Here is a 24,534-nt window from a genome sequence, read left to right as displayed (position 1 = left end):
TTGTTCCACTGCGGCGAACGGCGGGCAGCCGAAGAGCGTTGCGGACGCCACATTTTCGCGTCCGAGCGCACGCGTGACCCCCTCGGAGCGTCGCGGATCTGCACGATGGTGAGCGGCGACCATCACGGGAAGGGACGGCACGTGGCACGCATCAGGCCGCTCATCGGCGGACTCCTCCTCGCCGGGGCGGCTGCGGGCTCCGGGGCGGCTGCGGGATGCGGTGCGGGCCCGGAGCCGGTGGAAGTGCACTACCCGAGCATGGCCGAGGTGCGCAGCGCCGACGGCGGTGCGCAGAGCTGGGTGCCGGCCTGGATCCCGGACCAGGCGACCGGGATCGCGATCAAGTACGACCTGGACACGAACGCGCGCATCCTGCGGTTCGACCTCGGCGGTGCCGCTCTGCCGCCCGGCGCCTGCACCCCGGGCGAACCGGCTGCCGGGTCTCCCGAGCTGCACGCGGACTGGTTCCCACACCACCCGGGTGGCGAGCAGCACCTGACCTGCGATGCGGCCGCGACCGCCGTGGTGGTCGCCGGCGACACCGCCTACGCCTGGAGCCCGGGCGATCCCGAGGAGTGAACATCCGCGCGACGGCCACCGCGCACATCCCCCGCACGAGTGATCACGGCCGGTTCGGCGCAGATCATGTACCACGCAGCTGTCCAGCACGGCGGCAAAGCGGCAGAATCGGGCGCACTCCGTGCCAGCGATCGAAAGGGACCTATTCCCATGGTGCACCAGCGCAAACGGCTTCTCGGCCCGATCCTCGGCGCGTTCGCCGCGGCATCGCTGCTCGTCGGCTGCGGGCAGGGCGAGGAGCAGGGCCAGCCCCCTGCCGCCGAGCAGCCGCCGCCCGCCGAACCCGAGCAGCCCGAGCACGGGGAACACGGCGAACAACCGGCGGCTCCGGAGCCCGGTCAGCAGCAGGCCGACGCCGAGGGCACCTTCGAACCGTTCCAGGAGGGCGCCACGGCGGTCACCTACGACGAGCAGCAGGCCCCACCGGGGTCGACCGCCAAGGTGCGCACCGAAGCGCTCCCGGACGGCGGGCAGCGGATCACCACCGAGTTCACCGGCCTGCAGCCGGACCGGGAGTACGGCGCGCACGTGCACACCCAACCGTGCGGGCCGAGCGGGGACGACGCCGGACCGCACTTCCAGCAGGAAGCCGACCCGGTCAAGCCGTCGGTCGACCCGGCCTTCGCCAACCCGGAGAACGAGGTCTGGCTGGACTTCCACACCGACGCCGAGGGCAACGGCCAGGCCACCGCGGAAGGCGCGTGGCAGTTCGAGGGCCGCGACGACGCGAACTCGCTGGTGATCCACCAGGAGCACACCCACACAGAACCGGGCGAGGCCGGGGAAGCCGGCGACCGGCTGGCCTGCCTGACCGCCTCGTTCTGACCGGGGCCGCGGGCGGGCACCGACCGGGCGCCGGTGCCCGCCCAGCTCGATGCGCCCGGTTCGGCCGAGGACAATGGAGCGCGTGACTGCCACGCTGACCAAGCCCGCGCTCCGGATCGGCCCCCATCCCGTCGATCCGCCGGTGGTGCTCGCGCCGATGGCCGGGATCACCAACGTCGCCTTCCGCAGGCTGTGCCGGGAGTACGGGGCGGGCCTGTACGTGTGCGAGATGATCACCACCCGCGCGCTTGTCGAACGCGACCCGAAGACGCTGGAGATGGTCGCCTTCGACCCGGACGAGCACCCGCGGTCGATGCAGCTCTACGGCGTGGACCCGCAGACGATGTACCGCGCGGCGCGGATGATCGTGGACGAGGGGCTCGCCGACCACATCGACATGAACTTCGGCTGCCCGGTGCCCAAGGTCACCCGCAAGGGCGGCGGGTCCGCACTGCCGTACAAGCGCAGGCTGTTCGGCGAGATCGTGCGGGCCGCGGTGCGCGCGGCCGAGCCCGCGGGCGTTCCGGTGACGGTCAAGTTCCGCGTCGGCATCGATGACGAGCACCACACCTACCTGGACGCGGGGCGCATCGCCGAGGAGAGCGGGGCCGCCGCCGTCGCACTGCACGGGCGCACCGCGGCGCAGCGCTATTCCGGGCAGGCCGACTGGTCGGCGATCGCCAGGCTGGCCGAGCACGTGCGCACGATCCCCGTCCTGGGCAACGGCGATATCTTCAGCGCCGCGGACGCGACCCGCATGATGCGCGAAACCGGTTGCGACGGCGTGGTCGTCGGCCGCGGCTGCCTCGGGCGCCCCTGGCTGTTCCGCGATCTGCAGGCCGTGTTCGCCGGAGAACCGGTGCCACCGGGGCCGCCGCTGGGCGAGGTCGCGCAGGTCCTGCGCCGGCACGCGGAGCTGCTCGCCGAGCACATGGGTGAGCAGAAGGGCCTGCGCGACCTGCGCAAGCACATGGCGCAGTACCTCCGCGGATTCCCGGTCGGCTCGGAGCTGCGGCACCGCTTCGGCCTGGTGTCCGGGCTCGGCGAGCTGGACGACCTGCTGGCCGAGCTCGATCCGGACGTGCCGTTCCCGGACGACGCCGATGGTCCGCGCGGGCGGCAGGGATCGGCGGGCAAGGTAGTGCTGCCGGAGGGCTGGCTGGACGACCCGGAGGACGAGACGGTCCCCGCAGCTGCCGAGATCGACCACAACGGCGGCTGATCCGCCGTGCCGCGAACGCCCGCGCGCGGCCGGCCGCGCCACGCCGCCCTGACCGCACTGCCGGTGATCGCACTCGTGTCCGGGTGCTCCAGCGCCCCAACGGATTCCGATGCGCGGGAAGCCGCGGTGCAGTACTTCGCGGAGAACACCACGGCCGCCCGCAGCGGTCCGCAGCAGCAGGCGCGGTTCTTCACCGCCACGCAGCACCCGGATTTCGCCGACCGCGTGTGCGATCTCGGCAGCACCACCGTCGAGTTCGATCCCGCGCTGTCCACACTGCGCCCGGACCCGGAGTTCACCACCGCCGGACAGGTGCCGCGCGGCTCGGTGTGGGTGGTCGCCGTGGAAGTGACGATCCGCGAGCAGGGCCGGATCACCGCCCACCAGATCGGTTCGCAGCACCTGGTGCTGCTCCGGGGCGAGGCCCGCGGGTTCGCGCCCTGCTTGTCCTGATCCCGCCCACGGATGTGCTTGATCGCACAACGGAAGGTAACGGCGACGCCGGACCCTGCCGATGACGTTGGCGAGTGGTGATGCGGAACACAGGGTCCGGTGCTCGTCCGTGCGGGTGGGTCCGGACGGTTTCGCTTCCACATCCGCCCCCCGGGCCGGTACACAACAAGCAGCGCCGGATTCGACAGGTGTTCGCGTCCGCTCGGCCGGTCGGGCGAAATCGAACGCCCCTGCTCCGGTCGATCTCAAGCGAACAGCCGCACGCGACGACACCACGAACGGGAGGTGAGTGCGATGACCGGACTCCGCGGCGGGTACACCGGCCCGGAACCGGTCCGCGACGACTGCGCTTTCCCCGCGCCGCCTCCCGGGCAGCGGACCCGCCAAGACCTGGCGTCGGGAAACGGCATGGCCGAGATGCACGAATCCATCGCCGGCCTGCTCGCGGCGCGCGGGCAGTGGCGCCAGGCGTACCACCACCTGCGCTCAGCACTGGACATGATGTCCACATCGGACGCGCCGAAAGTGCCCGAGCAGCTCCGGCACGAGGTGAACCGGCTGCGCAGGGAGCACGCCGAAGCGCGCGAGCAGAGCCTGCGGGACAGCCTGACCGCCAGCTACAACCGGCGCTACCTGGACGAGCGACTCTCCAGCCTGCTCGCCGACCGGGCGGGATCCGACGGGGGGCTCGCGGTCGCCATCGTCGACCTGGATTGGTTCAAGCAAGTCAACGACACCTACGGGCACCTGCTCGGGGACCGGGTGCTGCAGCGCGTCGTCGATCTGATCCAGGAAGCGCTGCCCACCGGGGCGTTCTGCGCCCGCTACGGCGGCGAGGAGTTCGTGCTGGTGCTGCCGGACATCGATCCGGACGCGGCGGTCTCGCTGTGCGAGAGCACTCGGGCCCGGGTGGAGCGCTTCCCGTGGCCGCAGATGGCGCCGGGACTGCGGGTGACGATCAGCGCAGGTCTGGCGCACGAGGGCATGCCGTGCCGGCGGGAGACCGGGCCGGCCTCGGCGGAGCAGCAGCTGATCAGCGCGGACGCCCTGCTCTACGCGGCCAAGCAGGCCGGCCGCAACGCGGTGGCCTTCCAAGCCGGGGCGGAGATCCGGCTAGCGGGGGCACCGGACCGGCGGGCGACCGCGGCCACGGGCTCCGGAGGCGGTTACTGATCGCGATGGGATCGCGGAATTCGGAGCGTGCCTCTCCGATTACCCGACGTCGTTCGCCGCAGTGGAGTTGCGCGGTTTGGGCGAGTTGCCGGGTGACATCGTGCACTGATTGTGCAGAAGTGGTCGGCGGTATCGTCAGTTTGGCGGATCGGCCGTACTATCTCGGAGGCGTCAACCGATACGTGTCGGGGGGTATTGGTGCGCCGACGTTCATCCGTGGATCGTTGGCTCTTGAAGGTGGGAGGGAAAACGCGTGCCGCAGGACCCCCGGCATGGCGACTTCGGGCACCGGGATCCCCACTCCGACCAGGACGCCGAAGAGTCCGCGGCCAGTCGCCGGCGACGCAGCCTCGGCGATGACGGCACGGGTGGCACCCGGGTCATCGACCTGCTGTCCAAGCACGGCAAGTCCCCGGGCGGGACCGGTTCGCACCGCCGCCGAGCCGCCGAACCGGACGCCGAAGCCCCACCCGGCCCGGCGCAGGGCGGGGCAGCGCAGCACGGTCCGGCGGCCCAGCCGGACGGGGCCGCGCAGCAGCCCGCGGACGCTCCGGGCAGCCGATCGGCCGAAGCCCGCGGCACGGGCGCCCCGCCGTCCGGCGGACGCAGCGGTCGACGCGGCCGGTCGAACCAGCAGAACGGGCGCCCCCAACCCGGCACTCCCCCGGTAGGCGGCGGGGCCGCTCCCAGCGGACCTGCGCGCCAGGGACCCCCCGCGGCGCCGCCCGCCGGGCAGCAGAACTCGGCGGGGCCGGACGCACCGCAGCCACCGCAGCGCGGTTGGACGAATCCCGCGGGTGATCCGCCTCCGCAGCAGAACGGCTCCCGGCAGACCGCGAGCCAGCAGAACGCCTGGGCCCCGCCGGCTGACGGGCCGCAGCAGCCCGCCGGGAACGAACAGCCACCCCGACCACCGCGGCGCAGGCAGTCCCCGACCTCGCGGCAGGGGCCCGGCACGCCGGCTCCGGGCACGCCCGCTCCCGGCACGCCGGCTCCGGGCACCCCTGCTCCAGGCACCCCTGCTCCAGGCACCCCCGCCGCGGGCGGATCGGACGCCGGACAGCAGCAGGGTTCTGGACAGCAGCAGGGAGCACGAGCGGCCGGTGGTCAGCAGTACGACCCGACCCGCATCACGCAGGCGCTGAACGGCGGAGGGGCGCCGCAGGCCCCGGAGACCGGGGGCCGCCGCAGACCGGTCCCACCCGACCAGGCCGCGCCGCAGCCACCGGCAGGACCGCCGACCGGGCAACGGGCCGCGCAGAACCAGCCGCCGCAGCCGAACCAGCCGCGCAGCCAGGGATCCGCGAGCACGGGGCCCGGCAAGAACGGCGCGACCGCGGCAGGCGCCGCTGCCGCCGCAGCAGCCGCAGCAGCGGGGTCGGCGGCCGCGGAATCCGACCTGGAGGCCACTACCCAGCACCCTCCGGTCCCGGCGGCCCCGGAGAACACGAACGGATCCGCACCGGGCACCGCGAACCGGAGCCCCGCACCGCCCCGCGGCACCAACGGGCACGAGCAGGTCGCCCCGCACCGGCCCGCACCGAACCCCCCGCCGCACCAAGCCGCGGGGCACCAGCAGAGCGCGCCGGAGGCGACTGCGCTCGCGCGGCCGGTCGCTCCCGCCGATGCCGAGCAGACGGCCATCGTCGCCGCGCAGCCGGATGCCGGGGACCCCTACGACGACTACGACGCCGACTACTACGACGACCTCGGCACGGGCGACCGGGACGGCTCCGAGCCCGGCGACGAGGACGCCGACGAGGGCGAGCGGCTGAACGACGTGCAGGAGATCGACGCCACGCTGGCCCGCTTCTCCGCCGTGCACGACGAGATCGCGCAGGAGGAAGCGGCGCGCCGCAAGAAACTCTCCTGGCTGGTCGGGCAGCGCAAGGAGCCCGAGCTCGGCACCGATATGCCGTTCGACTTCCACGAGGGCCGGGACGGGCAGTCCCGGATGGCGTACAAGAAGCAGCAGCGCAAACGGCGCACCAACCTCATCGTGCTGGCCGTGGCGGCGGTCGTGGCCGTCATCGTGGTCCTGGCCGTCGTCATGACCGCAGGCTGACGTCCGCTCCGGCTGAACCGGTTCGCCCGCGGGCACGCGGGGCGGCACTGCCGCGCCGCGACCCCCGCTCGGCCCCGGACGCGGAGCTACCGGGGCTGGTCACGGGCTCGGTGACCCCGCCGCCGCGTTCTCCGCGGACGACCGGCGGACCTCACTCGAACCGGTTCATCATGCCCCGTTCACCAGCGGTTCACCACGGGTCACCTCACCGGATTCCGCAGCGACGTAGGCTGAAGCCATGCGTGAGGTTTACCAGGAACAGCTCGGCAAGCTGGCCGAGGAGCTCGCCTCGATGTCGAAGATGGCCGGTACCGCCATGGAGCGGGCGACCCAGGCACTCCTGGAAACCGACCTGCAACTCGCAGAGCAGGTGATCGAGGAGGACGTGCAGGTCGACGAGACCAGGGCGCGCGCCGAGGAGCACGCGTTCGGGCTGCTGGCGCTGCAGGCCCCGGTGGCCGGTGATCTGCGCACCGTCATCTCCAGCATCCACGCGGCCGAGGACCTCGAACGAATGGGCGACCTGGCGCTGCACGTGGCCAAGACCGCGCGGCGCAGGCATCCGCACCCGGTGCTCCCGCCGGACGTGCAGCCGTACTTCGCCGAGATGGGGCGGATCGCGGTGAAGCTGTCCGGCCGCGTGCTGACCGTGCTGCAGACGCAGGACGTCGAGGCGGCGCGCGGGTTGGAGGAGGACGACGACGAGATGGACGACCTCCACCGGCACCTGTTCACCGTGATGATGAGCCCGGAGTGGTCGCACGGGGTGGCCGCGGCGGTCGACGTGACCCTGCTCGGCCGGTTCTACGAGCGGTTCGCCGATCACGCGGTCTCGGTGGCCCGGCGGGTCGTCTTCATCGTCACCGGCAAGATGCCCAGCAGCTGACCGCCGCCGCGCCTGACGCTGGCCGGCAACAGAACTATTAATACTCGATCTCAATAGTCGATGTCCCGTCCGATTCGTGCGATCCTCGTTCGAGTGAGACTGATCAGAATCGAACACGGACCGGTGCGCGGTGAGTAAGAGTCCGACCGTGCACCGCAGGCGACTCGGCAGCGAACTGCGCAGGATCCGCGAGAGCGCGGGCCGCACGCACCGCGAGGTCGCCGCCCATCTCGACTGCTCGCAGGGCAAGATCAGCCAGATCGAGCTCGGCCGCGTCCCGGTGCGCACGTCCGACGTGCGGCTGATGGCCGAGTTCTACGGCGTCGGCCCGGACGGGCTCGACCAGCTACTGGACCTGGCGCAGGATTCCAAGCAGCGCGGCTGGTGGCAGCAGTACCCGAGCACCGCCCAAGTGCCGGGGCTGCAGACCTATCTCGGCCTTGAGACCGCCGCCAAGGCCGTGAGCTGCTACGGAGCGGCCCCGCTGCCCGATCTGCTGCAGACCGCGGAGTACTGCCACGCCTTGCGCAGCACCGAGGTCGCGCCGCGCACCGAGGACGAGCTGGGCGAACTGGAGCAGGTGCTGACCGCCCGGCAGCAGCGGCTGGTGGGCGACAACCCGCTGGAGCTGTGGGCGGTGCTGGACGAGTCGGCGCTGCGCCGCGCGGTGGGTGGTCCCGCCGTGCAGCGCAGGCAGCTGGAGCACCTGGTGCTGCTGGGCTACCGGCGCAACGTGACGATCCAGGTCCTGCCGTTCGAGGCGGGTGGGCACCCGCTGATGAGCGACCGGATCGCGGTGTTCTCGTTCCCGGACGACGCCGACCCGCAGGTGGTGCACCTGGGCGACTCGGCCAATTCCCGCTTCCTGGACAAGCACGCGGACACGGCCGACTACCTCAAGGCGTTCGAGCAGGTCTGCACCAGGGCCCTCAACCCCAAGGACTCCAGCGCCCACATCTCAACCCTGGCCGACCAACTGAAGTAGGCCGGAAAAGTCAAGCCACAAAGCAAGAAACAAGACACGATCGACGAAAACCCGCGCTGCAAAAGGGACGACGCCGAAGGCTAGTCGAAAACCCCACAGGGCAAACGACACCGGCGCGGGTTCTCAGCGGCGTGCTGGCGAGGACAGCCCCGACATGGCGTAGGTCGCCACTCGATGTCGGGGATCCCGCAGCCCGCGCGCCGCTGAGGTTCCGCCATCGGCACCACCCAGCAAGCCGACCCGAGAAACCCTCCGGCTCAGCCGAACCGCCCGGAGATGTAGTCCTCGGTGGCCTTCTGCTCGGGATTGGAGAAGATCTTCCCCGTCTCGTCGATCTCCACGAGCTGCCCGGGTTCCCCGACGGCCCGCAGGTTGAAGAAGGCCGTCTGGTCGCTGACCCGGGCGGCCTGCTGCATGTTGTGCGTGACGATGACGATCGTGTAGTCCTGCTTGAGCCGGGCGATCAGGTCTTCGATCGCCAGCGTGGAGATCGGGTCGAGCGCGGAGCAGGGTTCGTCCATGAGCAGGACGTCCGGTTCCACGGCGATCGCTCGCGCGATGCACAGCCGCTGCTGCTGCCCGCCGGAGAGGCCGCCGCCGGGCTTGTTCAGCCGGTCCTTGACCTCTTCGAAGAGGTTGGCCCCGCGCAGCGCGCGTTCGGTGACCTCGTCGAGGTGCTTCTTGTTCTTCTCCCCGGTGAGCTTCAGCCCGGAGACCACGTTGTCCCGGATGGACATCGTGGGGAACGGGTTGGCCTTCTGGAAGACCATCCCGATGGTCTTGCGGACCTGCACCGGGTCGACGCCGGCCGCGTAGACGTCCTCGCCGTCCAGCATCACCTTGCCGTCCACGCGCGCACCCGGGATGACTTCGTGCATCCGGTTCAGCGAGCGCAGCACGGTGGATTTGCCGCAGCCGGACGGACCGATGAACGCGGTCACACTGCGCGCGGGTACCTGGAGGGTGACGTCCTGCACGGCGTGGAACTTGCCGTAGTGCAGGTTCAGGTCCTTGATGTCGAGACGCTTGGCCATGATTCGGGTTCCGTCCCTACTTGGTCTTGACCGCGAAGAGCTTGGACAGCAGGGTCGCCACGAGGTTGATGAGCATGATGACGAGCACCAGGGTCAACGCCGCGCCCCACATCCGGTAATCCCCGGCAGCGGTCGCAGTGCTGCGTTCCATGTAGATGGTCAGCGGCAGCGATGCCATTTCGCCGCTGAACAGGTTGAAGTTGATCGCGCTGGAGTACCCGACGAGGATCAGCAGCGGGGCCGTCTCGCCGAGGACCCGGGCCAGGCCGAGCATCACGCCGGTCAGGATCCCGGACAGCGCCGTGGGCAGGACGATCCGCACGATCGTCTTCCACTTGGGCACGCCGAGGGCGTAGGACGCCTCGCGCAGTTCGTCCGGGACGATCAGCAGCATCGTCTCGGTGACCCGGACCACCATCGGCAGCATCAGCAGCACCAGCGCCAGCGCGACCGCGAAACCGCTGCGGCTGAGGCCGAAGGTGGTGATCCACAGCGCGTAGATGAACAGACCGGCCACGATGGACGGCAGCCCGCTGAGGATGTCGACCATGAAGGTCGCGACCTTGGCCAGTCGCGATCCCTGGCCGTATTCGATCAGGTAGATCCCGACCATCACACCCAGCGGCACCGAGATGGCCGTGCAGACGAGTCCTTGCAGCAGCGTGCCCGCCAGCGCGTGGTAGATCCCGCCGCCGAAGTCGGTGGGCAGCAGCCCGTTGAACGAGTGCGACCACCAGGTGGGGGTGAGCATGGGCGCGAGCCCGCGCTCGATCAGCGTCCACAGCACCCACAGTAGCGGGATCACCGCCACGGTGAAGGCCGCGGTGAACACCGCGGTGGCCGTGTTGTTCTTCAGCTTGCGCGCCAGCCCGATGCGCTGGAAGGCCGGCGGGGTGGCGAGGCTTTCCACGTCAGCCGCGTCGGTCCTCATGCTTTCTCCTTGCCGCTCGCGTTCTCGATCCAGCGGGCGAGCGCGTTGACCGCGAAGGTGATGACGAACAGCACCAGCCCGGCAGAGATGTAGGCGCCGACCTGCAGGTTGTTGTTGAATTCCGCGGAACCGAGCGCGATCTTGGACGCGAAGGTCGCACCGGCGTCGAAGACGCTGTAGTTGGGCGGGGCGAAGGTGAAGCTCAGGATGATGGTGAGCGCGACCGTTTCGCCCAGCGCCCGGCCGAGCCCGAGCATCGACCCGCCGATGAACCCGTTGCGGCCGAACGGCCACACGGTGGTGCGCACCACTTCCCAGCGGGTGGCACCGAGGGCGAGCGCGCCTTCGATCTGCGCGGTGGGGGTGCGTTGGAACACCTCCCGGCTGACGCCGGTGATGGTCGGCAGGATCATCACGGCCAGCACGATGCCCGCGGTGAACACGTTGGCGCCGCTGTCGGCGCGCACGTTGCCGTCGGCGAAGATCGGGATCCAGCCGAGGTTCCCGTTGAGCCAGGAGGCGACCGGGTCGAGCACCGGTGCCAGCACGAGCGCGCCCCAGAGGCCGTAGATCACCGAAGGCACGGCGGCCAGCAGGTCGATGATGTAGGCGAAGGGACGGGCCAGTGCCCGCGGTGCGTAGTGCGTCAGGAACAGGGCGATGCCGCCGGAGACGGGCATCGCGATCACCAGCGCGACCAGCGAGCTGGCCACCGTGATCCAGGCGAGGTCCAGGATCCCGAAACTCAGGTCATCGGGGTCCGAGGTGTCCCAGACCCGGCTGAACAGGAAGTTGACCTGGTTGACCTGCAGGGAGGGAACCGCCCGGATCAGCAGGAAGATACCGATGGCCGCGATGAGCGCGACCACGAAGGCGCCGGATCCGGTGGCGATGCCGGAAAAGATCCGGTCGCCGACTCGGACTTTGGCACCCGCAGAGGCTTCGGGAGCGGAAATGGGTTCCTCCGGTCCGGAACTGTCCGCCGCCGCGCCCGCGGACCCGCTGTCCTCGGGACGCGCGTCGGCTCTCGTCGAGTCGGTCACTGCTTCTGGCAGCCTCTCACTTCGTGGCGTTCGACCCGTTGTTCACCCTGGGCACGAGCCACCGCGCTAGCCGATGGTGTGCCGGGCCGTGCGGTTCAGCCCTCAGGCGATCGCGTCGACCGCGTCGAGGACCTTCTGCTTGAAGCCTTCCGGCAGTGCCGCGTAGCCGGCTTCTTCGAGCTGATCGGGGTCCGCGTTCGCGGCCACGGTCAGCAACGCCTTGACCGCCTTGGCGGTCTCCGGGTCGTAGCCCTGGGAGCACACGACCTCGTAGGTGTTCAGCACGATCGGGTAGACGCCCGGTGCGTCGTTGCCGTAGATCGAGTCGAGGTCGACCCGCAGGTCGTGCCCCTCGCCGCCGATCTCCGCGGATTCGATGGCCTTGCCGACGTTCTCCGTGCTCAGCTCGACCGGTCCGGATCCGCTGTCGACCTTGGCGATGCCCAGGCCGAGGTTCTTCGGGAAGGACCACTCGGCGTAGGTGAACCCGCCCGGGGTGCCCTGCACCGACTGCGCGACCTGGTCGCTGCCGTCGCGGCCCTGGCCGACGCCCGGGGCCGGTTCGAACTGCTTGCCCTCGCCGGTCCACGCGCCGTCGGTGGCGGTGGTCAGGTATTCCTGGAAGTTCTCCGAGGTGCCGGACTCGTCGGAGCGGAAGAACGGCACGATGTCCAGGTCGGGCAGTTCGGTGCCCGGGTTGAGCTGCTGGATCGCCGGGTCGTTCCACGAGGTGATCTTGCCCTGGTAGATGCCCGCGGCGACCTCCGGCGACAGGGTCAGGTCGTCGACGCCGGGGATGTTGTAGCTCAGCGCCACCGGGCCGAACACCATGGGGATGTTCCAGGCGGGGTTGCCTCCGCATCGGGCGGCGGCTTCCTTGTCCTCGCCGTCCTCCGGGTCGAGCGGCGAATCGCTGCCGCCGAAGTCGATCTGCCCGGAGTTGAACGCGGAAACGCCCTTGCCGGAGCCGGACTTGGTGTAGTTCAGCTGCTCACCGGGGCACTTGAGGCTGTAGTCCCGCGCGAAGACGTCCATCGCGTTCTTCTGCGCCGAGGAGCCCTCCGCGGAGATCGACTGCTCGCCGCATTCGACCTGCAGCCCTTCCAGCGCGGGATTGATCCCGCCGGAGGGGATGTTCTGGTCGGTCCCGCACCCGGCCACCAGGAGCGCACCGGCGGCGAACACGGCGAATGCCGCACTGGACCGCTTGCTGTCCACTTCGTTCCTCCTCCTCGGGGGAAACGCCGTCACCTCCAGCGGCCCGGAGCGGCCCGGCCGGACTCCGCATCACCGCCGCACCCGGAACGCTAAGCAGCCGCAGTGGACGCCTGCCGCCATCCAGGTGAACGAGAGGTGAACAAGGCACGCTAAGTAAGCAGACACACATTCCGTACGGGGAACTCGGGGGAACGGCCGCCCGCCCCGGCGACCGCGCGTCACCGGCTGAACTGCACGTCCGTGTCCCACCTCTCGAATCCGAGCCGTTCGTAGACCCGGATGGCCGCCGGGTTGTCCGCTTCCACGTAGAGGATGACCCGACTATGCCCAGTGTCCCGCAAATGCCGCAGTCCGGCTACGGTCAGTGATCGACCGAGCCCGCTGCCCTGCGCCGCGGGGTCCACACCGACCACGTACACCTCACCGGTGCCGTCCGGATGCACCTTGGTCCAGTGGAAGCCGAGCAGGCCGCCCGCCGCGTCGTGGGCGAGGAAGAACCCTGCCGGGTCGAACCAGTCCTCCCGCTGCTTGGCGGACAGCTCGTCCTCGGTCATCGCGCCCTGCTCCGGGTGCCAGGAGAACGCGCGGTGATTCACCCGCACCACGTCCGCCTCGTCCGCACCCGGGCGGAACGCGCGGATGGACATCCCGGTCGGCGGGTCGACCTCCGGCAGCACCCCGCCGGCCAACTCGACGCCCATCCGCCACAGCTCCCGGGGCCGCGCGAAGCCGTAGCGCTCGGCCAGCCGCAGCGCCGCCGGGTGCTCGCCGTGCGACCAGATCCGCAACCGGCCGGTGTCGGCCGCGGGGGCCGGGTCCAGGTCGGCGCGGTCCAGCAGGGCCGCGACCAGGCGCGCACCGGCTCCGGCGCCGCGGTGCTCCGGGCGCACGGCCAGTTCGGCCACCAGCTGCCCGTCCGGTTCGCCCTCGGTGTCCAGGTGCGCGTAGCCGATCAGCTCGCCGTCCGCGGCGCGCAGCACGAAGTGCTCCGATCCCACATCGGCCTGCACGGGTTCGATCTGGTGCACCACATCCCGGTGCACCTTGAGCCGCATGATCACGTGCTCGCCCACCGGGGCGACGCCGTCGGCCGCCTCCGTCGCCTCCAGCAGGGCCATGACCTCGGCCGCTTCGCTGCTGTCCAGTCCATTCCGCCACGTCAGCTGCACGGGTTCGACGTTACCCAGGACGGCACCGCGCGCGCGTCCGGGCCGATCGGGCGGCGCGGCGGGGGATCAGCGGGCGAGCAGGCCGGGGACCCGGGTTCCCGGGTGCGGGGTCGGCTCCGGTTCGGGCGCACCGCGCTCGGCCTCGGCGGACTCCTGCTCACGCAGCGCGGCGGACGCGGCGCCGCGGTTCGGGCGGACGAACTTGTACCCGACGTTGCGCACGGTCCCGATCATCGAGTCGTGCTCCGGGCCGAGCTTGGCGCGCAGCCGCCGCACGTGCACGTCGACGGTGCGCGTGCCGCCGAAGAAGTCGTAGCCCCAGACCTCCTGCAGCAGCTGGGCGCGGGTGAAGACCCGGCCCGCGTGCTGGGCCAGGAACTTCAGCAGCTCGAACTCCTTGTAGGTCAGCTCCAGCGCCCTGCCCTTGAGCCGCGCGGTGTAGGTGGCCTCCTCGATCACGAGGTCGCCCACCGACAGCGAACCGTCCCCGGACGATCCGATGCTGCCGCGGCGGGAGACCAGCAGGCGCAGGCGGGCATCGAGCTCGGCGGGACCGGTGGTCGGCAGCAGGATCTCGTCCACGCCCCACTCGGCGTTGACCGTCACCAGGCCGCCCTCGTTGACCAGGGCCACCACCGGGACGTCCCCGGCGGACAGCATCCGGCACATGTCCCGCGATCCGGCGAGGTCGGAGCGCGCGTCCACCAGCACGACGTCGTGCGCGCCTCCGGACAGGACCGCTCCCGGGTCCGGCGGCACCGCGCGCACGCGGTGCGGCAGCAGCGCCAGTGCGGGCAGGACCGCTTCGGAATCGGGTTCGTCGGTGAGAACGAGCAGTTCGGAGCTCATGCGGGGCCTCCGTCCCAGGGAGCACAGCCAACGGCCGGGCTGGAGTCACCACCCGCGCGGAGCACGGGGGGAGCACGCGGCGTCGTTGCCTGCGGATGGCACGGAGAATAACCGACACGCCACCGAAAAACCCAGGTCCGGCAGCAGGGGTCACATTTGTGAACGGTGATCGACGCCGGATTGCGGGCATGTTTCGCGCCCGCGCGGTCACCCTGCGTGCCGTCGACGGGGCGGCACCGCCCGAGCCGGCCGCCCGCACCGAGAGCCGTACCACGGCGCGGCTGGTGGACCGCACGAGCGAGCGGGTTGCCGATACAGTGGGCCCCCCGATCGTGGGCGCCGGCGCCGAGCGCGGCCGGTGGCCACCCGTCAGGCCCCGAGGAGAACGGACCGTTCGGTGAAGAAGCTCGCCATCACGCTCGTCATCGTCTTCGCACTGCTCGTCGGTGCGGACTTCGCCGCGGCCGCCTTCACCGAGCGGCAGGTGGCGACCGAGGTCGGCAAGCAGCTCAAGGTGCAGCAGGACCCGGACGTCAGCATCAACGGCTTCCCGTTCCTCACCCAGGCCGCGGCGGGGAACCTGCGCGATGTGCAGCTGGCCGCGAAGAGCGCCCAGGTCGGCGAACTGCAGGACGTCGACCTGGAAGCCGACCTGCACAGCGCCCGGTTCACCCCCAGCGAGGTGATCGCGGGCAACGCCAACGACCTGGCCGTGGACAACATGGTCGCCCGGGTGAAGCTGAAGTCCTCGGACGTCGGCAGGCTGATCGGTGTGCAAGACCTGGCGATCAACCCCGCCCCGGAGGACGCCCTGGACGGCACCGACGGCACCAGCGGGCAGAACGACCAGGCGGGGACCGGCCAGTCCGGCGACCAGACCAGCACCGCGGTCGCGCTGGACGGCACGGTCAACATCGCGGGTTCGCAGAACAAGGTCTCCGTCGTGGCGGTGCTGGCCCTGGTGGACGGCAAGCTGCAGATCGAGCCGAAGAAGCTGGGGCTGGACAACGACAGCTTCGGCCAGATCGCGCTCCCGTCCGCCTTCGAAGAGGCGATCCTGTCCCAGTTCAAGACCACCCTGGACCCAGGCATGCTGCCGTTCGAGATCACGCCCACCGGGGTGCGGGCCGAGCGGGGTGCGCTGGTCGCCGAGGGCAGCGCGGACAACATCAAGGTCAGCCAGGACGGTGTGACGACCGGCTGAGCGCCGGGCGCGGACCGCGGAAGGGGGCACCGGTGGCCCGGATCCCCGAACAGCTCGCCGAGCGGCTGGGTGCTGCCCGGCCGGGCGAACTCACCCTGCTGCAACTGTCCAGCACGTTCTGCGCCCCGTGCCGGCACGCGCGGGTTCTGCTGGACGACCTGGCCCGCCGCACCACCGGGCTGCGGCACGTGGACGTGGACCTCACCCACCACCCGGAGTGGGCCGACGCGCTCCAGGTGCACAGCACGCCGACCACCCTGGTGCTCGATCCGGCGGGTGCCGAGCTGCTGCGCGTGGCCGGAGTCCCGAAGCGGGCGGCGCTCGCCGAGGCCCTGCGCCCGCACCTACCGGGCGCAGCGGCGGAGCGGTGATCGCGTCCCACCAGATGAACGACCTTCCCGCGGACAGGGCACTGCGGGTAATCTCGCGCACGTGCACGTCCTGCTGACCCGAAGGCGCGCGGTCGACTTCTGCCGCGTGGGCAGCAGCCTGTGTCCGAGGTGCTGACCGGGCGGCACGCCCCGCGTGCGACCGCCTGACGGACCGGAGAACTCCGAGCAGTCCCGGGCAGGAGGGCCTGATGCGCACGACGCCGGATCCGCGCGGTGTGCGGTTCACCGCCGCGTTCACCAGCGCCGTGCTCGCCCTGGGACTGGTCACCGGCAGCTGGCGGGTGATGGCGGCGCAGACGCTGCTGTTCGGCCTGTGCGCGTTCGTGGACCTCAAGCTCAACCCCTGGGGGGCGCTCTACCGCAGGGCGGTGCAGCCCCGGTTGGCCGCTCTCGGCGGCGAACAGCACGAGGCACCCGGTCCGGTCCGCTTCGCGCAGGGGATCGGGTTCGTGTTCTGCCTGGTGGCCACCGCGGGGTACGCCTCCGGTGCGGTCGTGATCGGTGCCGCGGCGAACGCACTGGCTCTCCTGGCGGCGCTGCTGAACGCGGTGTTCGGGTACTGCCTCGGCTGCCGGGCGCACGCCCTCGCGCACCGCATGGCGCCTGCCCGGTCGTCCGCAGCCCGGTGACCCGGTGATCCGGAAGCTCCGGTGACCCGCCCGACACATTCGTTCAATCCACGCAAGACCGAAGAAGGAGTCGCTCGATGAGCCGTGCAGACGTCCTGGTTTCCACCGACTGGGCCGAGGAGAACCTGAACACCGGAGGTGTGGTGTTCGCCGAGGTGGACGAGGACACCACCGCCTACGACGGCGGGCACATCCCGGGTGCTGTGAGGATCGACTGGAAGAACGAGCTGCAGGACCACGTGCGGCGCGACTTCGTCGACCGGGCGGGCTTCGAGCAGCTGCTGTCCCGCAAGGGCATCGGCAACGGCGACACCGTCGTGCTCTACGGCGGCAACAACAACTGGTTCGCCGCCTACGCCTACTGGTACTTCAAGCTGTACGGGCACGGCGACGTCAAGCTGCTCGACGGCGGCCGCAAGAAGTGGGAGCTCGACGGCCGCGAGCTGACCAAGGACGAGCCGAACCGCCCGGCCACCGAGTACAAGGCGCAGGAGCCGGACAACTCGCTGCGCGCCTTCCGCGACGAGGTCGTCGACGCGATCGACAGCAAGAACCTGGTCGACGTGCGCTCGCCCGACGAGTTCGCGGGCAAGCTGCTCGCGCCGGCGCACCTGCCGCAGGAGTCCGCGCAGCGCGCCGGACACATCCCGTCGGCGATCAACGTGCCGTGGAGCAAGGCCGCCAACGAGGACGGCACGTTCAAGTCCGACGAAGAGCTCGGCAAGATCTACGGCGAGGCCGGGCTGGACGACTCGAAGGACACCATCGCCTACTGCCGGATCGGCGAGCGCTCCTCGCACACCTGGTTCGTGCTGCGTGAGCTGCTCGGGCACAGCAACGTGAAGAACTACGACGGTTCGTGGACCGAGTACGGTTCGCTGGTGGGCGTCCCGGTCGAGAACCCCGCCGAGGACAACGCCGGCTGATGCCGGCCGCGAACAGCGAGGAGCGTGTGAGCATGAGCGGATGCGGAGCACCGCAGCAGTCGGGCGCGGCCGTCGCGGCCGACACCGACCAGATCGTCGTCACGGGCAAGGTCCGCACCGGTGAGCAGCCGGTCGGCGGCGCCTTCGTGCGCCTGCTGGACGGCTCCGGCGAGTTCACCGCCGAGGTCGTCTCGTCCGATGACGGCGACTTCCGGTTCTACGCCGCCCCGGGTGCGTGGACCGTCCGGGCGCTGCACCGCAGCGGTTCGGGCCAGGCCGAGGTCACCTCGGCCGGACCCGGGGTGCACGAGGCGGACATCGTGCTGTCCTGATCCCGGTCCGCCCGCTCGGGCGGACCAGCGATGACCACCGGCGGGGCCCGGTGCCGGCCGCGGTCGGCACCGGGCCCCGCTTCGCTGCGGTCAGCAGTGGCGGGAGCGCAGCAGCGCGAAGGCCCGCTCGTCCCGGTCGTCGCGCGCGGGCTCCGAATCCTGCAGGCAGCCGACGCGGTGGAAGTCCAGCACCTCCCAGCCGGTGCGATCGACCAGCCTGCGCAGCCCGGCTTCGCTGAAGATCCAGAAGTTCGTCGCGTCCCCGTCGGCCTCGGCGGGGTCGACCAGGTACGCCACCGGCCGGTCGCGCAGCGGAGTCCCGTCCGGGGCGAGCTGGGCGACGCGGGTGGACAGGAAGCACAGCTCCGCGTGCCGGGCCAGCCGTTCGAGCACGAAGAACGGGTTCTTGAGGTGGTAGAGCAGCCCCAGCAGCAGCACCGCCCGGTAGCGCTCGGCGGGCAATCGGAACTGCGCGTCCAGATCGGTCTCGTAAACGCCGGCCGTGGACGGCAACTCCGCGGTGAGGCGCCGCGCCCCGCGCAGGCCGTTGTAGTTCGTCGGCGGGTTGTCGATGAGGTCCACCTGGCAGCCGAGCTCGGACTCCAGGAAGAACCCGAGGTCACCGTCGGCGGCCCCGATGTCGGCGATGCGGGTGCCTGCCAGGCTGTCGAACACCGCGCGCCGCGGGCCGGTCAGCATCCCGTCCAGGTGCCAGACGTTGGCCATCGTGTCGTCCGGGTACCAGGCGAAGTCCTGCGGCGCGATCTCCTCCTTGCGCGCCAGCAGCTTCTCGCGGAAGGTCAGCGCCCGGTCGCGGAGCGTCTCGACGTCCAATGCGTTCCCCGTCCTGCCGAGCGGTGCGCGGTACGTGCGGCGCGCCGTGTCAGGCAGATCATGCCGGACGCCACATCCCGCGCGGCGCCCGCGGTGGTTATCCTCTTCCCGTGGAACTCATCGATTTCCTGCACTACGGCCTCGTCACGCTCGTCGCGATCGCCGCCATCGCGACGGTCTGGTTCGCCTGCTACATGGTTTACCGCCTGTACAGCGACTGACCTGGCGCAACGGGTAACCTCTCACCCGATGAGCACGACGCCCAACGAACCCGAACCCGGCAGCGGCGACGCCGCGGTGGCGGCCGCCGCCGAACGCGCCAAGTTGACCGGGCACCGCAACCTGCCCGAGTTCGAGGACCTGCCGGGTACCGGCGATACGGCCAACCTCCGAATGGGCCCGTCGCTGGACGACGCCAACCTCGTGCTGCTGCCGATGGTCGGCGTGTGGCGCGGTGAGGGCGAAGCCACCTACCCGACGATGGACGAGCCCTACCGGTTCCTGCAGCAGGTCACGATCGCGCACGACGGGCGCCCGTTCCTGACCTACGAGAGCCGGTCGTGGCAGTTGGACGGTCCGGACGGCAACATCGTGGGACCCGCGTTCCGGGAGACCGGGTTCTTCCGCCCGCAGGCCGACGAGAGCATCGAGCTGCTCGTCCTGCACGACGACGGCATCGCCGAGCTGTTCTTCGGCAAGGCGCGCAGCCAGACCTCGTGGGAGTTCGGTACAGACGCGGTGCTGCGCAGCCCGAACAGCCCGGACGTCTCCGCGGCCAGCAGGCTCTACGGCGTCGTGGAAGGCGCGCTCGCCTACGTCGAGGAGCGCGCGACCTCCGAGCACGAGCTGCAGCCGCGGCTGTCCGCCAAGCTCGACCGCGTGGTGGGCTGACCCGACCCCGGCGCGGCTCCCGGTGCCCGACCGCCGGGTTCGGCGGTGACTTCCGGGGCCCGGGGTTACCGTCGGGACCTCGCGAGAGGAGCCGACATGGGTGCCACCCGCAACACCGCCGACGAGGCCACCGATCTGCTCGGAGCCCTGGACACGCACCGGGGTTTCCTGCGCTACGCGGTCCGCGGGCTGGACGACGAGCAGGCCGGCTCGCACCCCACCGCCAGCGAGCTCTCCCTCGGCGGGTTGATCAAGCACGTCACCTCGGTGGAACGCGGCTGGATGAGTTTCCTCCGGGAAGGCGCCGCGGCGCTCCGGCCGGACGAGACGGCGATGGCGGCCCGCGCCGCCGGGTTCCGGATGGAACCGCAGGAGACGCTGGACGGGCTGCTGGCCGACCACGAGCGGGCCGCCGCGGAGACCGCGCAGCTGATCCGTTCGCTCCCGGACCTGGACGAGGTCCGGGAGCTGCCGGAGGCCCCGTGGTTCGAACCCGGCGCCGGCTGGTCGGCCCGACGGGTGCTGCTGCACCTGCTCGCGGAAACCGCGCAGCACGCCGGGCACGCCGACATCCTGCGCGAGACCCTCGACGGGCAGAAGACGATGGGCTGACCCGGATCAGCCGGTGCCGTAGTTGCTCTCGTAGAGCCGGGCCAGCTCGGCGTGCAGCTGCGGATCGGCGCGCACCGGGGAGCCATCGATGCTGCGCACCTGGGTGATCAACCGCACGCTGGAGGCCAGCCAGACGCCGTCCGCGCTGTGCAGGTCGGCCACCGGGAACTTCTCCGCCCGGGTGCGCCAGCCCGCGCGCTCGGCGGTCCGGAACAGCGCGCCCTGCGTGGTGCCCTCCAGGATCCCGGAGCTGGGCGGGGTGGTCAGCAGCTCGTCACCGCGGGCCAGCACGACCGTCGAGGTCGGCCCCTCCAGCACGGAACCGTCCGCCGCGGTGAAGATGACCTCGTCCGCGCCCCGGGACTCCGCCTCGCGCATCGCGGCCATGTTCACCGCGTAGGACAGCGTCTTGGCCGAGAGCAGCAGCCAGGGCGCCCGCTCCATCAGATCCGGTTCGTACCCGCGCTCCAAGGTGACCGCGGACACCCCCTGCTCGCGTTTGCGCAGCGTTCCGGCTTCGATGGAACTGCCCAGGGCGAACCCGTGCGGGGTGCCGTCGCCACCGTCGATCCCGCGGGTGCAGACCAGCTTCAGCGCGAGTTCGCGCTCCTGGTCCCAGGGCCAGGCGTCCACGACGGCCTGCACCGCGCGCAGCCAGGCGGCGCGATCCGGCAGCGGCAGCTGCATCAGCCGCGCCGACCGCTGCATCCGGTCCAGGTGCGCAGCCAGCTCCCGCGGCTCCCGGTCGGCGACCAGGATCGTCTCGAATACCCCGTCGCCGCGCGTGACACCCAGGTCGTCAGCCCGGAACAGCGGCGTCTCCGGATCGACGAGCGTTCCGTCCAGCAGTGCCAGTACCCGCATATCCGCAGCCTAGAACCCCGGTGGCCACCTGCGACGGGCGGGCCGCGGGCTCGGTGGTCCCCGGTCGTGGCGGAGTTACGATCGACGGTGGGGAAGGCGGAACCGGACGCGGACGCAGGAGCACGCAGTGACCGACGAGCGCGCGTTGCGCAGCACGCTGCACCAGCGCGGCATGCGGATGACCCCGCAGCGCCAGCTGGTGCTGGACGCTGTCCGCGAGCTCGGCCACGCCACTCCGGAGCAGGTCTGCAAGCGGGTGCAGGGCACCGCGGCCACGGTCAACATCACCACGATCTACCGCGCACTGGACCTGCTGGAGGAGCTGGGTCTGGTCCGGCACACGCACCTGGGGCACGGCGCGCCCACCTACTCCGCCGAGGAGCACGAGCACGTGCACCTGGCCTGCCACCGCTGCGGGGAGGTGGACGAGGTGGACCCGGCAGTGCTGGGCGACCTGGGCCGCAGGCTGCTGGCCGAGCGCGGGTTCGAGCTGGACGCCACGCACCTCGCGCTGTCCGGTCTGTGCCGCGCCTGCCGGGCGGCCGGCCCCGAGCAAACCCCTGCGGATCCTCCGCAGCAGCACGCCGAGGAGCACCGATGAGTTCGCCGCTGTTGCAGTTGCCGGGTGCGGTCCCCGCCCCGGATGACGTCCTCGACCACGGTGTGCCCTGGCATTTCGGCGACCCGTTCGCCGAGCAGCGCACCGCGGCCCGCCGGGCCGTGCTGGTCGACCGCTCGCACCGCCAGGTGATCGCCGTACCGGGCGCGGAGCGGTTGAGCTGGCTGCACCTGGTGCTGTCCCAGCACCTCACCGAACTGCCGGACGGGCAGGGCACCGAGGCGCTGGTGCTGGACAGCGCGGGGCGCATCGACGCGCACATGATGGTGGCGCACCACGACGAGGCGGTGTTGCTGGACACCGACGCCGGTGCGCAGGCCAGCAGCGCCCTGCCCACCATCGGGGTGGACGGCAAGCAGCCGCTGGTGGAGTACCTGGACGCGATGCGGTTCTGGTCCCAGGTCGAGCCGCGGGACGCGACCGGTGAGTTCGCGGTGCTCACCGCGATCGGCCCGGAGGCCGCGGACCTGCTGTCCGGGCACGTGCCGGTGCCGGACCGGAACTACGGCGTGACCGGGATCCCCGGGGGCGGTTTCGTCCGCCGGGTCGATTTCCGCGCCCTGCCCACCTACGACCTGGTGGTACCGCGCGACTCGCTGGTCGACCGGTGGACCGCGCTGACCGATGCGGGAATCCGCCCGTCCGGGACCTTGGCCTACGAAGCGCTCCGCGTCGAGGCGCTGCGTCCGCGGGTGGGGCTGGACACCGACGAGCGCGCGATCCCGCACGAGCTGGGCTGGGTGCACGTGGCGGCGCACGTGGCCAAGGGCTGCTACCGCGGGCAGGAGACCGTCGCCAAGGTGCACAACGTGGGCAAGCCGCCGCGGCGGACGCTGCTGCTGCACCTGGACGGTTCCGTCGAGGTGCAGCCGGAACCGGGCGACCCGGTGCTGTCCGGCGAGCGCAAGGTGGGCCGCGTGGGCAGCGTGGTGCAGCACCACGAGCTGGGCCCGATCGCGCTGGCGCTGATCAAGCGGTCCGCCCCGGTGGACGGTGAGCTGCTGGCCGGCGATCCGGACGAGGGCCGGGCCGTGGCGGCCGCCGTGGACCCGGACTCGATCCCCCCGGACACCGGCGAACCGCCGGGCCGGGTCGCTGCCCAGGGGCTGCGCGGGCGCTGACCGCCGATCTGCTCGTCCGGGACGCGCGGTGCGCGGCGCGTGTGCCAGGATGCCGGGCGTTGGGCGGTGCGCGATCGGCCGGTTCTTCCGCCCGCCGCCGAGCCGCAGGCGCGACCCGATGACCGGAGGATGCCCACGTGATCGAAGTCCGCCCGGGTGGACGCCGCCGCATCGACCGGGTGTTGTCCCCGGACTACACGAGCGGTTTGCCGGATCTGGAGCTCGGGGCGGTGCGCGGACTGCGCGACGAGGCGGCGCAGGAGGAGACCGACCTGTCCTACCTGCGGCGCGTGCTGCACGCCCGGATCGACATCGTGCGGGCCGAGCAGCGCAGGCGGCGGGAGGACGGGTCCGCGACGGTCGTCGAGCAGCTGGTGAACATCCTGTCCGACAACGCGGTCGGCCCGGCCGCGGGTTCCGGCCGCTACCAGACCACCGAGCCCACCCGGGCCGAGGCGCACCGCAGGCATGTCGAGGCGCTGGTCTCCGACGTGGACCTCTCGGACGTGATGTCGTTGTCCGATGACCAGCTGGACCGGGCGCTGCACGCGTACACCGCCGAGGAGGACTCGGTGTCCCGCCGGCGCCGCGAGGTGCAGGACGTGATGGACCGGCTCAACGCCGAGATCGGCCGCCGCTACCGGGAAGGCGCTGCCTCGGTGGACGAGCGGTTGGCCGAGGAGCGCGACGGGGACTGATCTCCACCGCGCGTCCGGGAAACCGCTCCCTAGTTGTGCCGTTCGCGGGCGGCGAACTCGCCCCAGAAGTCCCGCAGTCCCTCGTAGCGCGCGCTGACCTCGTCCGGATCGCCGGTCTCCATCGCGTCCACGATGGCGTGCACGTCCTCGGCCGAGGTGTCGGCCTCCACATCGGACTCGGACATCAGCTGCACCAGGCCGCCGTAGTCCAGCTCGACCGCGGAATGCGGGTGGAAGCGCTCCAGCCAGCGGCCGGTCTCGCGCAGGATCTTGGTGGGGCCGTCCTCCCCGATGGACTGCTTGCCGACGGCGTGCGCGCGGGTCACCCGCCTGCGCGCATCGGCCATCGCCACCCGCCAGCTCACCCGGTCCGTACCCCGCTCGCCGGCGACGACCTCGCGCTCCTGCGGATCCACCAGCACGAACCACGGCAGCGGGACGGTCCAGGTGGAGGACAGCACGTGCACCGCGCCGTCGGAGAGCTCGCTGACCACGGAACTGGCCTGCGCGCGGGCGTGGTCGGCGTCCACGGACAGGGCCGCGGTGCGCAGCGGAACGTCGGCGTCACCGAGGAATCCCACGAGCGCGGCGGCGCAGCGCCCGCGCAGGTCCAGCGGGCACACCAGCGGGCCGGGGCCGACCGTGGCGGCCGGTCCGCTCGGCACCTGCTCGGGGGAGAGCACCAGCACGTCGTCCGCGGATCCGCGGCGGCGGTTCTCCCCGGGCAGCAGCTGCGGCGGGGCGGTGAGCTGGGTGCGCAACCACACGTCCTGCTCGCGCAGTCCGGCCCGGGACTGCTGCACCGGTCCGCGCTCGACGGCGCCGGACAGCTGCTCGCGCACGGACGACTCGAACGAGGACAGGGGTTCGTACACCCGCAGGTAGGCGACGAACGGTTCAGGCACGGGAGCATGCTCCCACGTGCTCCGGGCGGTCCCGCCAGAGGCTCACCCGATCCGGACGAGCCGCCTCCCCGGAGC

General features: G+C 71.4%; 27 protein-coding genes. 18 read left to right on the top strand and 9 right to left on the bottom strand.

All coding sequences use genetic code 11. From position 1 onward, the window contains the following. The first annotated feature begins 141 nt into the window (after nt 1–141). From IQ251_RS10135 to IQ251_RS10100, 8 genes are all read left to right on the top strand, one after another. Nucleotides 142–579, top strand: a complete 438-nt coding sequence (locus IQ251_RS10135; protein WP_193928240.1) for a YbbD-related protein — start codon at nt 142–144, stop codon at nt 577–579. Between the two features lie 150 nt (nt 580–729). Next, a complete protein-coding gene (locus tag IQ251_RS10130; protein ID WP_193928239.1) occupies nt 730–1,404 on the top strand; it encodes a superoxide dismutase family protein in 675 nt (224 codons plus the stop codon). 73 nt (nt 1,405–1,477) lie between these two features. Then, the gene (dusB, locus tag IQ251_RS10125) at nt 1,478–2,626 is read left to right on the top strand and encodes a tRNA dihydrouridine synthase DusB (protein WP_193928238.1); all 1,149 of its coding nucleotides are present in this window, start codon (nt 1,478–1,480) and stop codon (nt 2,624–2,626) included. A 63-nt stretch (nt 2,627–2,689) separates the two neighbouring features. Continuing rightward, the gene (locus IQ251_RS10120; protein WP_370591312.1) at nt 2,690–3,079 is read left to right on the top strand and encodes a hypothetical protein; all 390 of its coding nucleotides are present in this window, start codon (nt 2,690–2,692) and stop codon (nt 3,077–3,079) included. A 294-nt stretch (nt 3,080–3,373) separates the two neighbouring features. Continuing rightward, nucleotides 3,374–4,252: a GGDEF domain-containing protein gene (locus IQ251_RS10115; RefSeq protein WP_193928237.1), complete on the top strand. Its 879-nt coding sequence runs from the start codon at nt 3,374–3,376 to the stop codon at nt 4,250–4,252. A 253-nt stretch (nt 4,253–4,505) separates the two neighbouring features. Next, nucleotides 4,506–6,317 (top strand): hypothetical protein, encoded by a 1,812-nt coding sequence (locus tag IQ251_RS10110; protein ID WP_193928236.1) that lies wholly within the window; start codon nt 4,506–4,508, stop codon nt 6,315–6,317. Between the two features lie 238 nt (nt 6,318–6,555). After that, nucleotides 6,556–7,203, top strand: coding sequence for a phosphate signaling complex protein PhoU (gene phoU, locus IQ251_RS10105; RefSeq protein WP_193928235.1), 648 nt, complete (start codon nt 6,556–6,558; stop codon nt 7,201–7,203). 130 nt (nt 7,204–7,333) lie between these two features. Further along, nucleotides 7,334–8,188 carry a helix-turn-helix domain-containing protein gene (locus IQ251_RS10100; RefSeq protein WP_370591311.1) on the top strand — a complete coding sequence of 285 codons (855 nt, stop codon included), beginning with the start codon at nt 7,334–7,336 and terminating at the stop codon, nt 8,186–8,188. A 257-nt stretch (nt 8,189–8,445) separates the two neighbouring features. Here the strand turns inward: IQ251_RS10100 and pstB are convergent, their stop codons facing one another. From pstB to IQ251_RS10070, 6 genes are all read right to left on the bottom strand, one after another. Continuing rightward, the gene (gene pstB, locus IQ251_RS10095) at nt 8,446–9,222 is read right to left on the bottom strand and encodes a phosphate ABC transporter ATP-binding protein PstB (RefSeq protein WP_193928234.1); all 777 of its coding nucleotides are present in this window, start codon (nt 9,220–9,222) and stop codon (nt 8,446–8,448) included. A 16-nt stretch (nt 9,223–9,238) separates the two neighbouring features. After that, a complete protein-coding gene (gene pstA / locus IQ251_RS10090; protein ID WP_193928233.1) occupies nt 9,239–10,153 on the bottom strand; it encodes a phosphate ABC transporter permease PstA in 915 nt (304 codons plus the stop codon). Continuing rightward, on the bottom strand, nt 10,150–11,109 hold the full coding sequence (pstC, locus tag IQ251_RS10085; protein WP_370591323.1) for a phosphate ABC transporter permease subunit PstC: 960 nt from the start codon (nt 11,107–11,109) through the stop codon (nt 10,150–10,152). The genes pstA and pstC overlap by 4 nt, the downstream gene beginning before the upstream one ends. A 189-nt stretch (nt 11,110–11,298) precedes the next feature. After that, nucleotides 11,299–12,414, bottom strand: a complete 1,116-nt coding sequence (pstS, locus tag IQ251_RS10080; protein WP_193928231.1) for a phosphate ABC transporter substrate-binding protein PstS — start codon at nt 12,412–12,414, stop codon at nt 11,299–11,301. Nucleotides 12,415–12,632: 218 nt separating this feature from the next. Next, nucleotides 12,633–13,583 carry a mycothiol synthase gene (mshD, locus tag IQ251_RS10075; protein WP_370591310.1) on the bottom strand — a complete coding sequence of 317 codons (951 nt, stop codon included), beginning with the start codon at nt 13,581–13,583 and terminating at the stop codon, nt 12,633–12,635. Nucleotides 13,584–13,649: 66 nt separating this feature from the next. Continuing rightward, the gene (locus IQ251_RS10070) at nt 13,650–14,432 is read right to left on the bottom strand and encodes a winged helix-turn-helix transcriptional regulator (protein ID WP_193928230.1); all 783 of its coding nucleotides are present in this window, start codon (nt 14,430–14,432) and stop codon (nt 13,650–13,652) included. Between the two features lie 397 nt (nt 14,433–14,829). Between IQ251_RS10070 and IQ251_RS10065 the strand changes: the two genes are divergently transcribed. The 5 genes from IQ251_RS10065 to IQ251_RS10045 all read left to right on the top strand — a co-directional run bounded on the left by IQ251_RS10065 (nt 14,830) and on the right by IQ251_RS10045 (nt 17,915). Next, entirely contained in the window at nt 14,830–15,636 is an 807-nt protein-coding gene (locus tag IQ251_RS10065; protein ID WP_193928229.1) for an LmeA family phospholipid-binding protein, read from the top strand. A gap of 32 nt (nt 15,637–15,668) precedes the next feature. Continuing rightward, nucleotides 15,669–16,007: a TlpA family protein disulfide reductase gene (locus IQ251_RS10060; protein WP_370591309.1), complete on the top strand. Its 339-nt coding sequence runs from the start codon at nt 15,669–15,671 to the stop codon at nt 16,005–16,007. Nucleotides 16,008–16,216: 209 nt separating this feature from the next. Next, nucleotides 16,217–16,657, top strand: coding sequence for a DUF4395 domain-containing protein (locus IQ251_RS10055; protein WP_193928228.1), 441 nt, complete (start codon nt 16,217–16,219; stop codon nt 16,655–16,657). Nucleotides 16,658–16,734: 77 nt separating this feature from the next. Then, on the top strand, nt 16,735–17,583 hold the full coding sequence (locus IQ251_RS10050) for a sulfurtransferase (RefSeq protein ID WP_193928227.1): 849 nt from the start codon (nt 16,735–16,737) through the stop codon (nt 17,581–17,583). 32 nt (nt 17,584–17,615) lie between these two features. Next, entirely contained in the window at nt 17,616–17,915 is a 300-nt protein-coding gene (locus tag IQ251_RS10045; protein ID WP_193928342.1) for a DUF1416 domain-containing protein, read from the top strand. A gap of 90 nt (nt 17,916–18,005) precedes the next feature. On the opposite strand, the gene IQ251_RS10040 is transcribed toward IQ251_RS10045, so the two are convergent. Further along, nucleotides 18,006–18,749 (bottom strand): hypothetical protein, encoded by a 744-nt coding sequence (locus IQ251_RS10040; RefSeq protein ID WP_193928226.1) that lies wholly within the window; start codon nt 18,747–18,749, stop codon nt 18,006–18,008. Between the two features lie 249 nt (nt 18,750–18,998). Here IQ251_RS10040 and IQ251_RS10035 point away from each other — a divergent pair, with 249 nt between their 5' ends. After that, complete coding sequence (locus IQ251_RS10035) at nt 18,999–19,640, top strand: heme-binding beta-barrel domain-containing protein (protein ID WP_193928225.1); 642 nt, start codon at nt 18,999–19,001, stop codon at nt 19,638–19,640. Nucleotides 19,641–19,736: 96 nt separating this feature from the next. Next, nucleotides 19,737–20,252 (top strand): DinB family protein, encoded by a 516-nt coding sequence (locus IQ251_RS10030; protein ID WP_193928224.1) that lies wholly within the window; start codon nt 19,737–19,739, stop codon nt 20,250–20,252. Between the two features lie 6 nt (nt 20,253–20,258). Here IQ251_RS10030 and IQ251_RS10025 read toward each other — a convergent pair whose 3' ends face one another. After that, nucleotides 20,259–21,116: an aminodeoxychorismate lyase gene (locus tag IQ251_RS10025; RefSeq protein ID WP_193928223.1), complete on the bottom strand. Its 858-nt coding sequence runs from the start codon at nt 21,114–21,116 to the stop codon at nt 20,259–20,261. Between the two features lie 172 nt (nt 21,117–21,288). Between IQ251_RS10025 and IQ251_RS10020 the strand changes: the two genes are divergently transcribed. The 3 genes from IQ251_RS10020 (at nt 21,289) to IQ251_RS10010 (ending at nt 23,554) form a co-directional block, all read left to right on the top strand. Next, nucleotides 21,289–21,717: a Fur family transcriptional regulator gene (locus IQ251_RS10020; protein WP_193928341.1), complete on the top strand. Its 429-nt coding sequence runs from the start codon at nt 21,289–21,291 to the stop codon at nt 21,715–21,717. Continuing rightward, complete coding sequence (gene ygfZ / locus IQ251_RS10015; protein ID WP_193928222.1) at nt 21,714–22,856, top strand: CAF17-like 4Fe-4S cluster assembly/insertion protein YgfZ; 1,143 nt, start codon at nt 21,714–21,716, stop codon at nt 22,854–22,856. Before IQ251_RS10020 ends, ygfZ begins: the two co-directional genes overlap by 4 nt. Before the next feature lie 137 nt (nt 22,857–22,993). Then, nucleotides 22,994–23,554 carry an RsiG family protein gene (locus IQ251_RS10010; protein ID WP_193928221.1) on the top strand — a complete coding sequence of 187 codons (561 nt, stop codon included), beginning with the start codon at nt 22,994–22,996 and terminating at the stop codon, nt 23,552–23,554. Nucleotides 23,555–23,583: 29 nt separating this feature from the next. Here the strand turns inward: IQ251_RS10010 and IQ251_RS10005 are convergent, their stop codons facing one another. Continuing rightward, nucleotides 23,584–24,459: a DUF8083 family protein gene (locus tag IQ251_RS10005; RefSeq protein ID WP_193928220.1), complete on the bottom strand. Its 876-nt coding sequence runs from the start codon at nt 24,457–24,459 to the stop codon at nt 23,584–23,586. Nucleotides 24,460–24,534 lie beyond the last annotated feature (75 nt).

Origin of the sequence: Saccharopolyspora montiporae (genome assembly GCF_015209505.1) — a bacterium.
GTDB classification, from domain to species: Bacteria; Actinomycetota; Actinomycetes; order Mycobacteriales; family Pseudonocardiaceae; genus Saccharopolyspora; species Saccharopolyspora montiporae.
Note: the sequence above shows the minus strand (reverse complement) of the source record. Positions and strands in the feature narration are given on the sequence as shown.

Excerpts from the sequence above, each read along its gene's own strand:
- ygfZ (WP_193928222.1), top strand. The coding sequence starts at position 21,714 with ATGAGTTCGCCGCTGTTGCAGTTGCCGGGTGCGGTCCCCGCCCCGGAT.
- IQ251_RS10035 (WP_193928225.1), top strand. The coding sequence starts at position 18,999 with ATGAGCACGACGCCCAACGAACCCGAACCCGGCAGCGGCGACGCCGCG.
- IQ251_RS10025 (WP_193928223.1), bottom strand. The coding sequence starts at position 21,116 with ATGCGGGTACTGGCACTGCTGGACGGAACGCTCGTCGATCCGGAGACG.
- pstA (WP_193928233.1), bottom strand. The coding sequence starts at position 10,153 with ATGAGGACCGACGCGGCTGACGTGGAAAGCCTCGCCACCCCGCCGGCC.
- IQ251_RS10030 (WP_193928224.1), top strand. The coding sequence starts at position 19,737 with ATGGGTGCCACCCGCAACACCGCCGACGAGGCCACCGATCTGCTCGGA.
- IQ251_RS10020 (WP_193928341.1), top strand. The coding sequence starts at position 21,289 with ATGCGGATGACCCCGCAGCGCCAGCTGGTGCTGGACGCTGTCCGCGAG.
- IQ251_RS10045 (WP_193928342.1), top strand. The coding sequence starts at position 17,616 with ATGAGCGGATGCGGAGCACCGCAGCAGTCGGGCGCGGCCGTCGCGGCC.
- IQ251_RS10070 (WP_193928230.1), bottom strand. The coding sequence starts at position 14,432 with ATGAGCTCCGAACTGCTCGTTCTCACCGACGAACCCGATTCCGAAGCG.
- IQ251_RS10055 (WP_193928228.1), top strand. The coding sequence starts at position 16,217 with ATGCGCACGACGCCGGATCCGCGCGGTGTGCGGTTCACCGCCGCGTTC.
- IQ251_RS10115 (WP_193928237.1), top strand. The coding sequence starts at position 3,374 with ATGACCGGACTCCGCGGCGGGTACACCGGCCCGGAACCGGTCCGCGAC.
- IQ251_RS10050 (WP_193928227.1), top strand. The coding sequence starts at position 16,735 with ATGAGCCGTGCAGACGTCCTGGTTTCCACCGACTGGGCCGAGGAGAAC.
- pstB (WP_193928234.1), bottom strand. The coding sequence starts at position 9,222 with ATGGCCAAGCGTCTCGACATCAAGGACCTGAACCTGCACTACGGCAAG.
- IQ251_RS10130 (WP_193928239.1), top strand. The coding sequence starts at position 730 with ATGGTGCACCAGCGCAAACGGCTTCTCGGCCCGATCCTCGGCGCGTTC.
- phoU (WP_193928235.1), top strand. The coding sequence starts at position 6,556 with ATGCGTGAGGTTTACCAGGAACAGCTCGGCAAGCTGGCCGAGGAGCTC.
- dusB (WP_193928238.1), top strand. The coding sequence starts at position 1,478 with ATGGAGCGCGTGACTGCCACGCTGACCAAGCCCGCGCTCCGGATCGGC.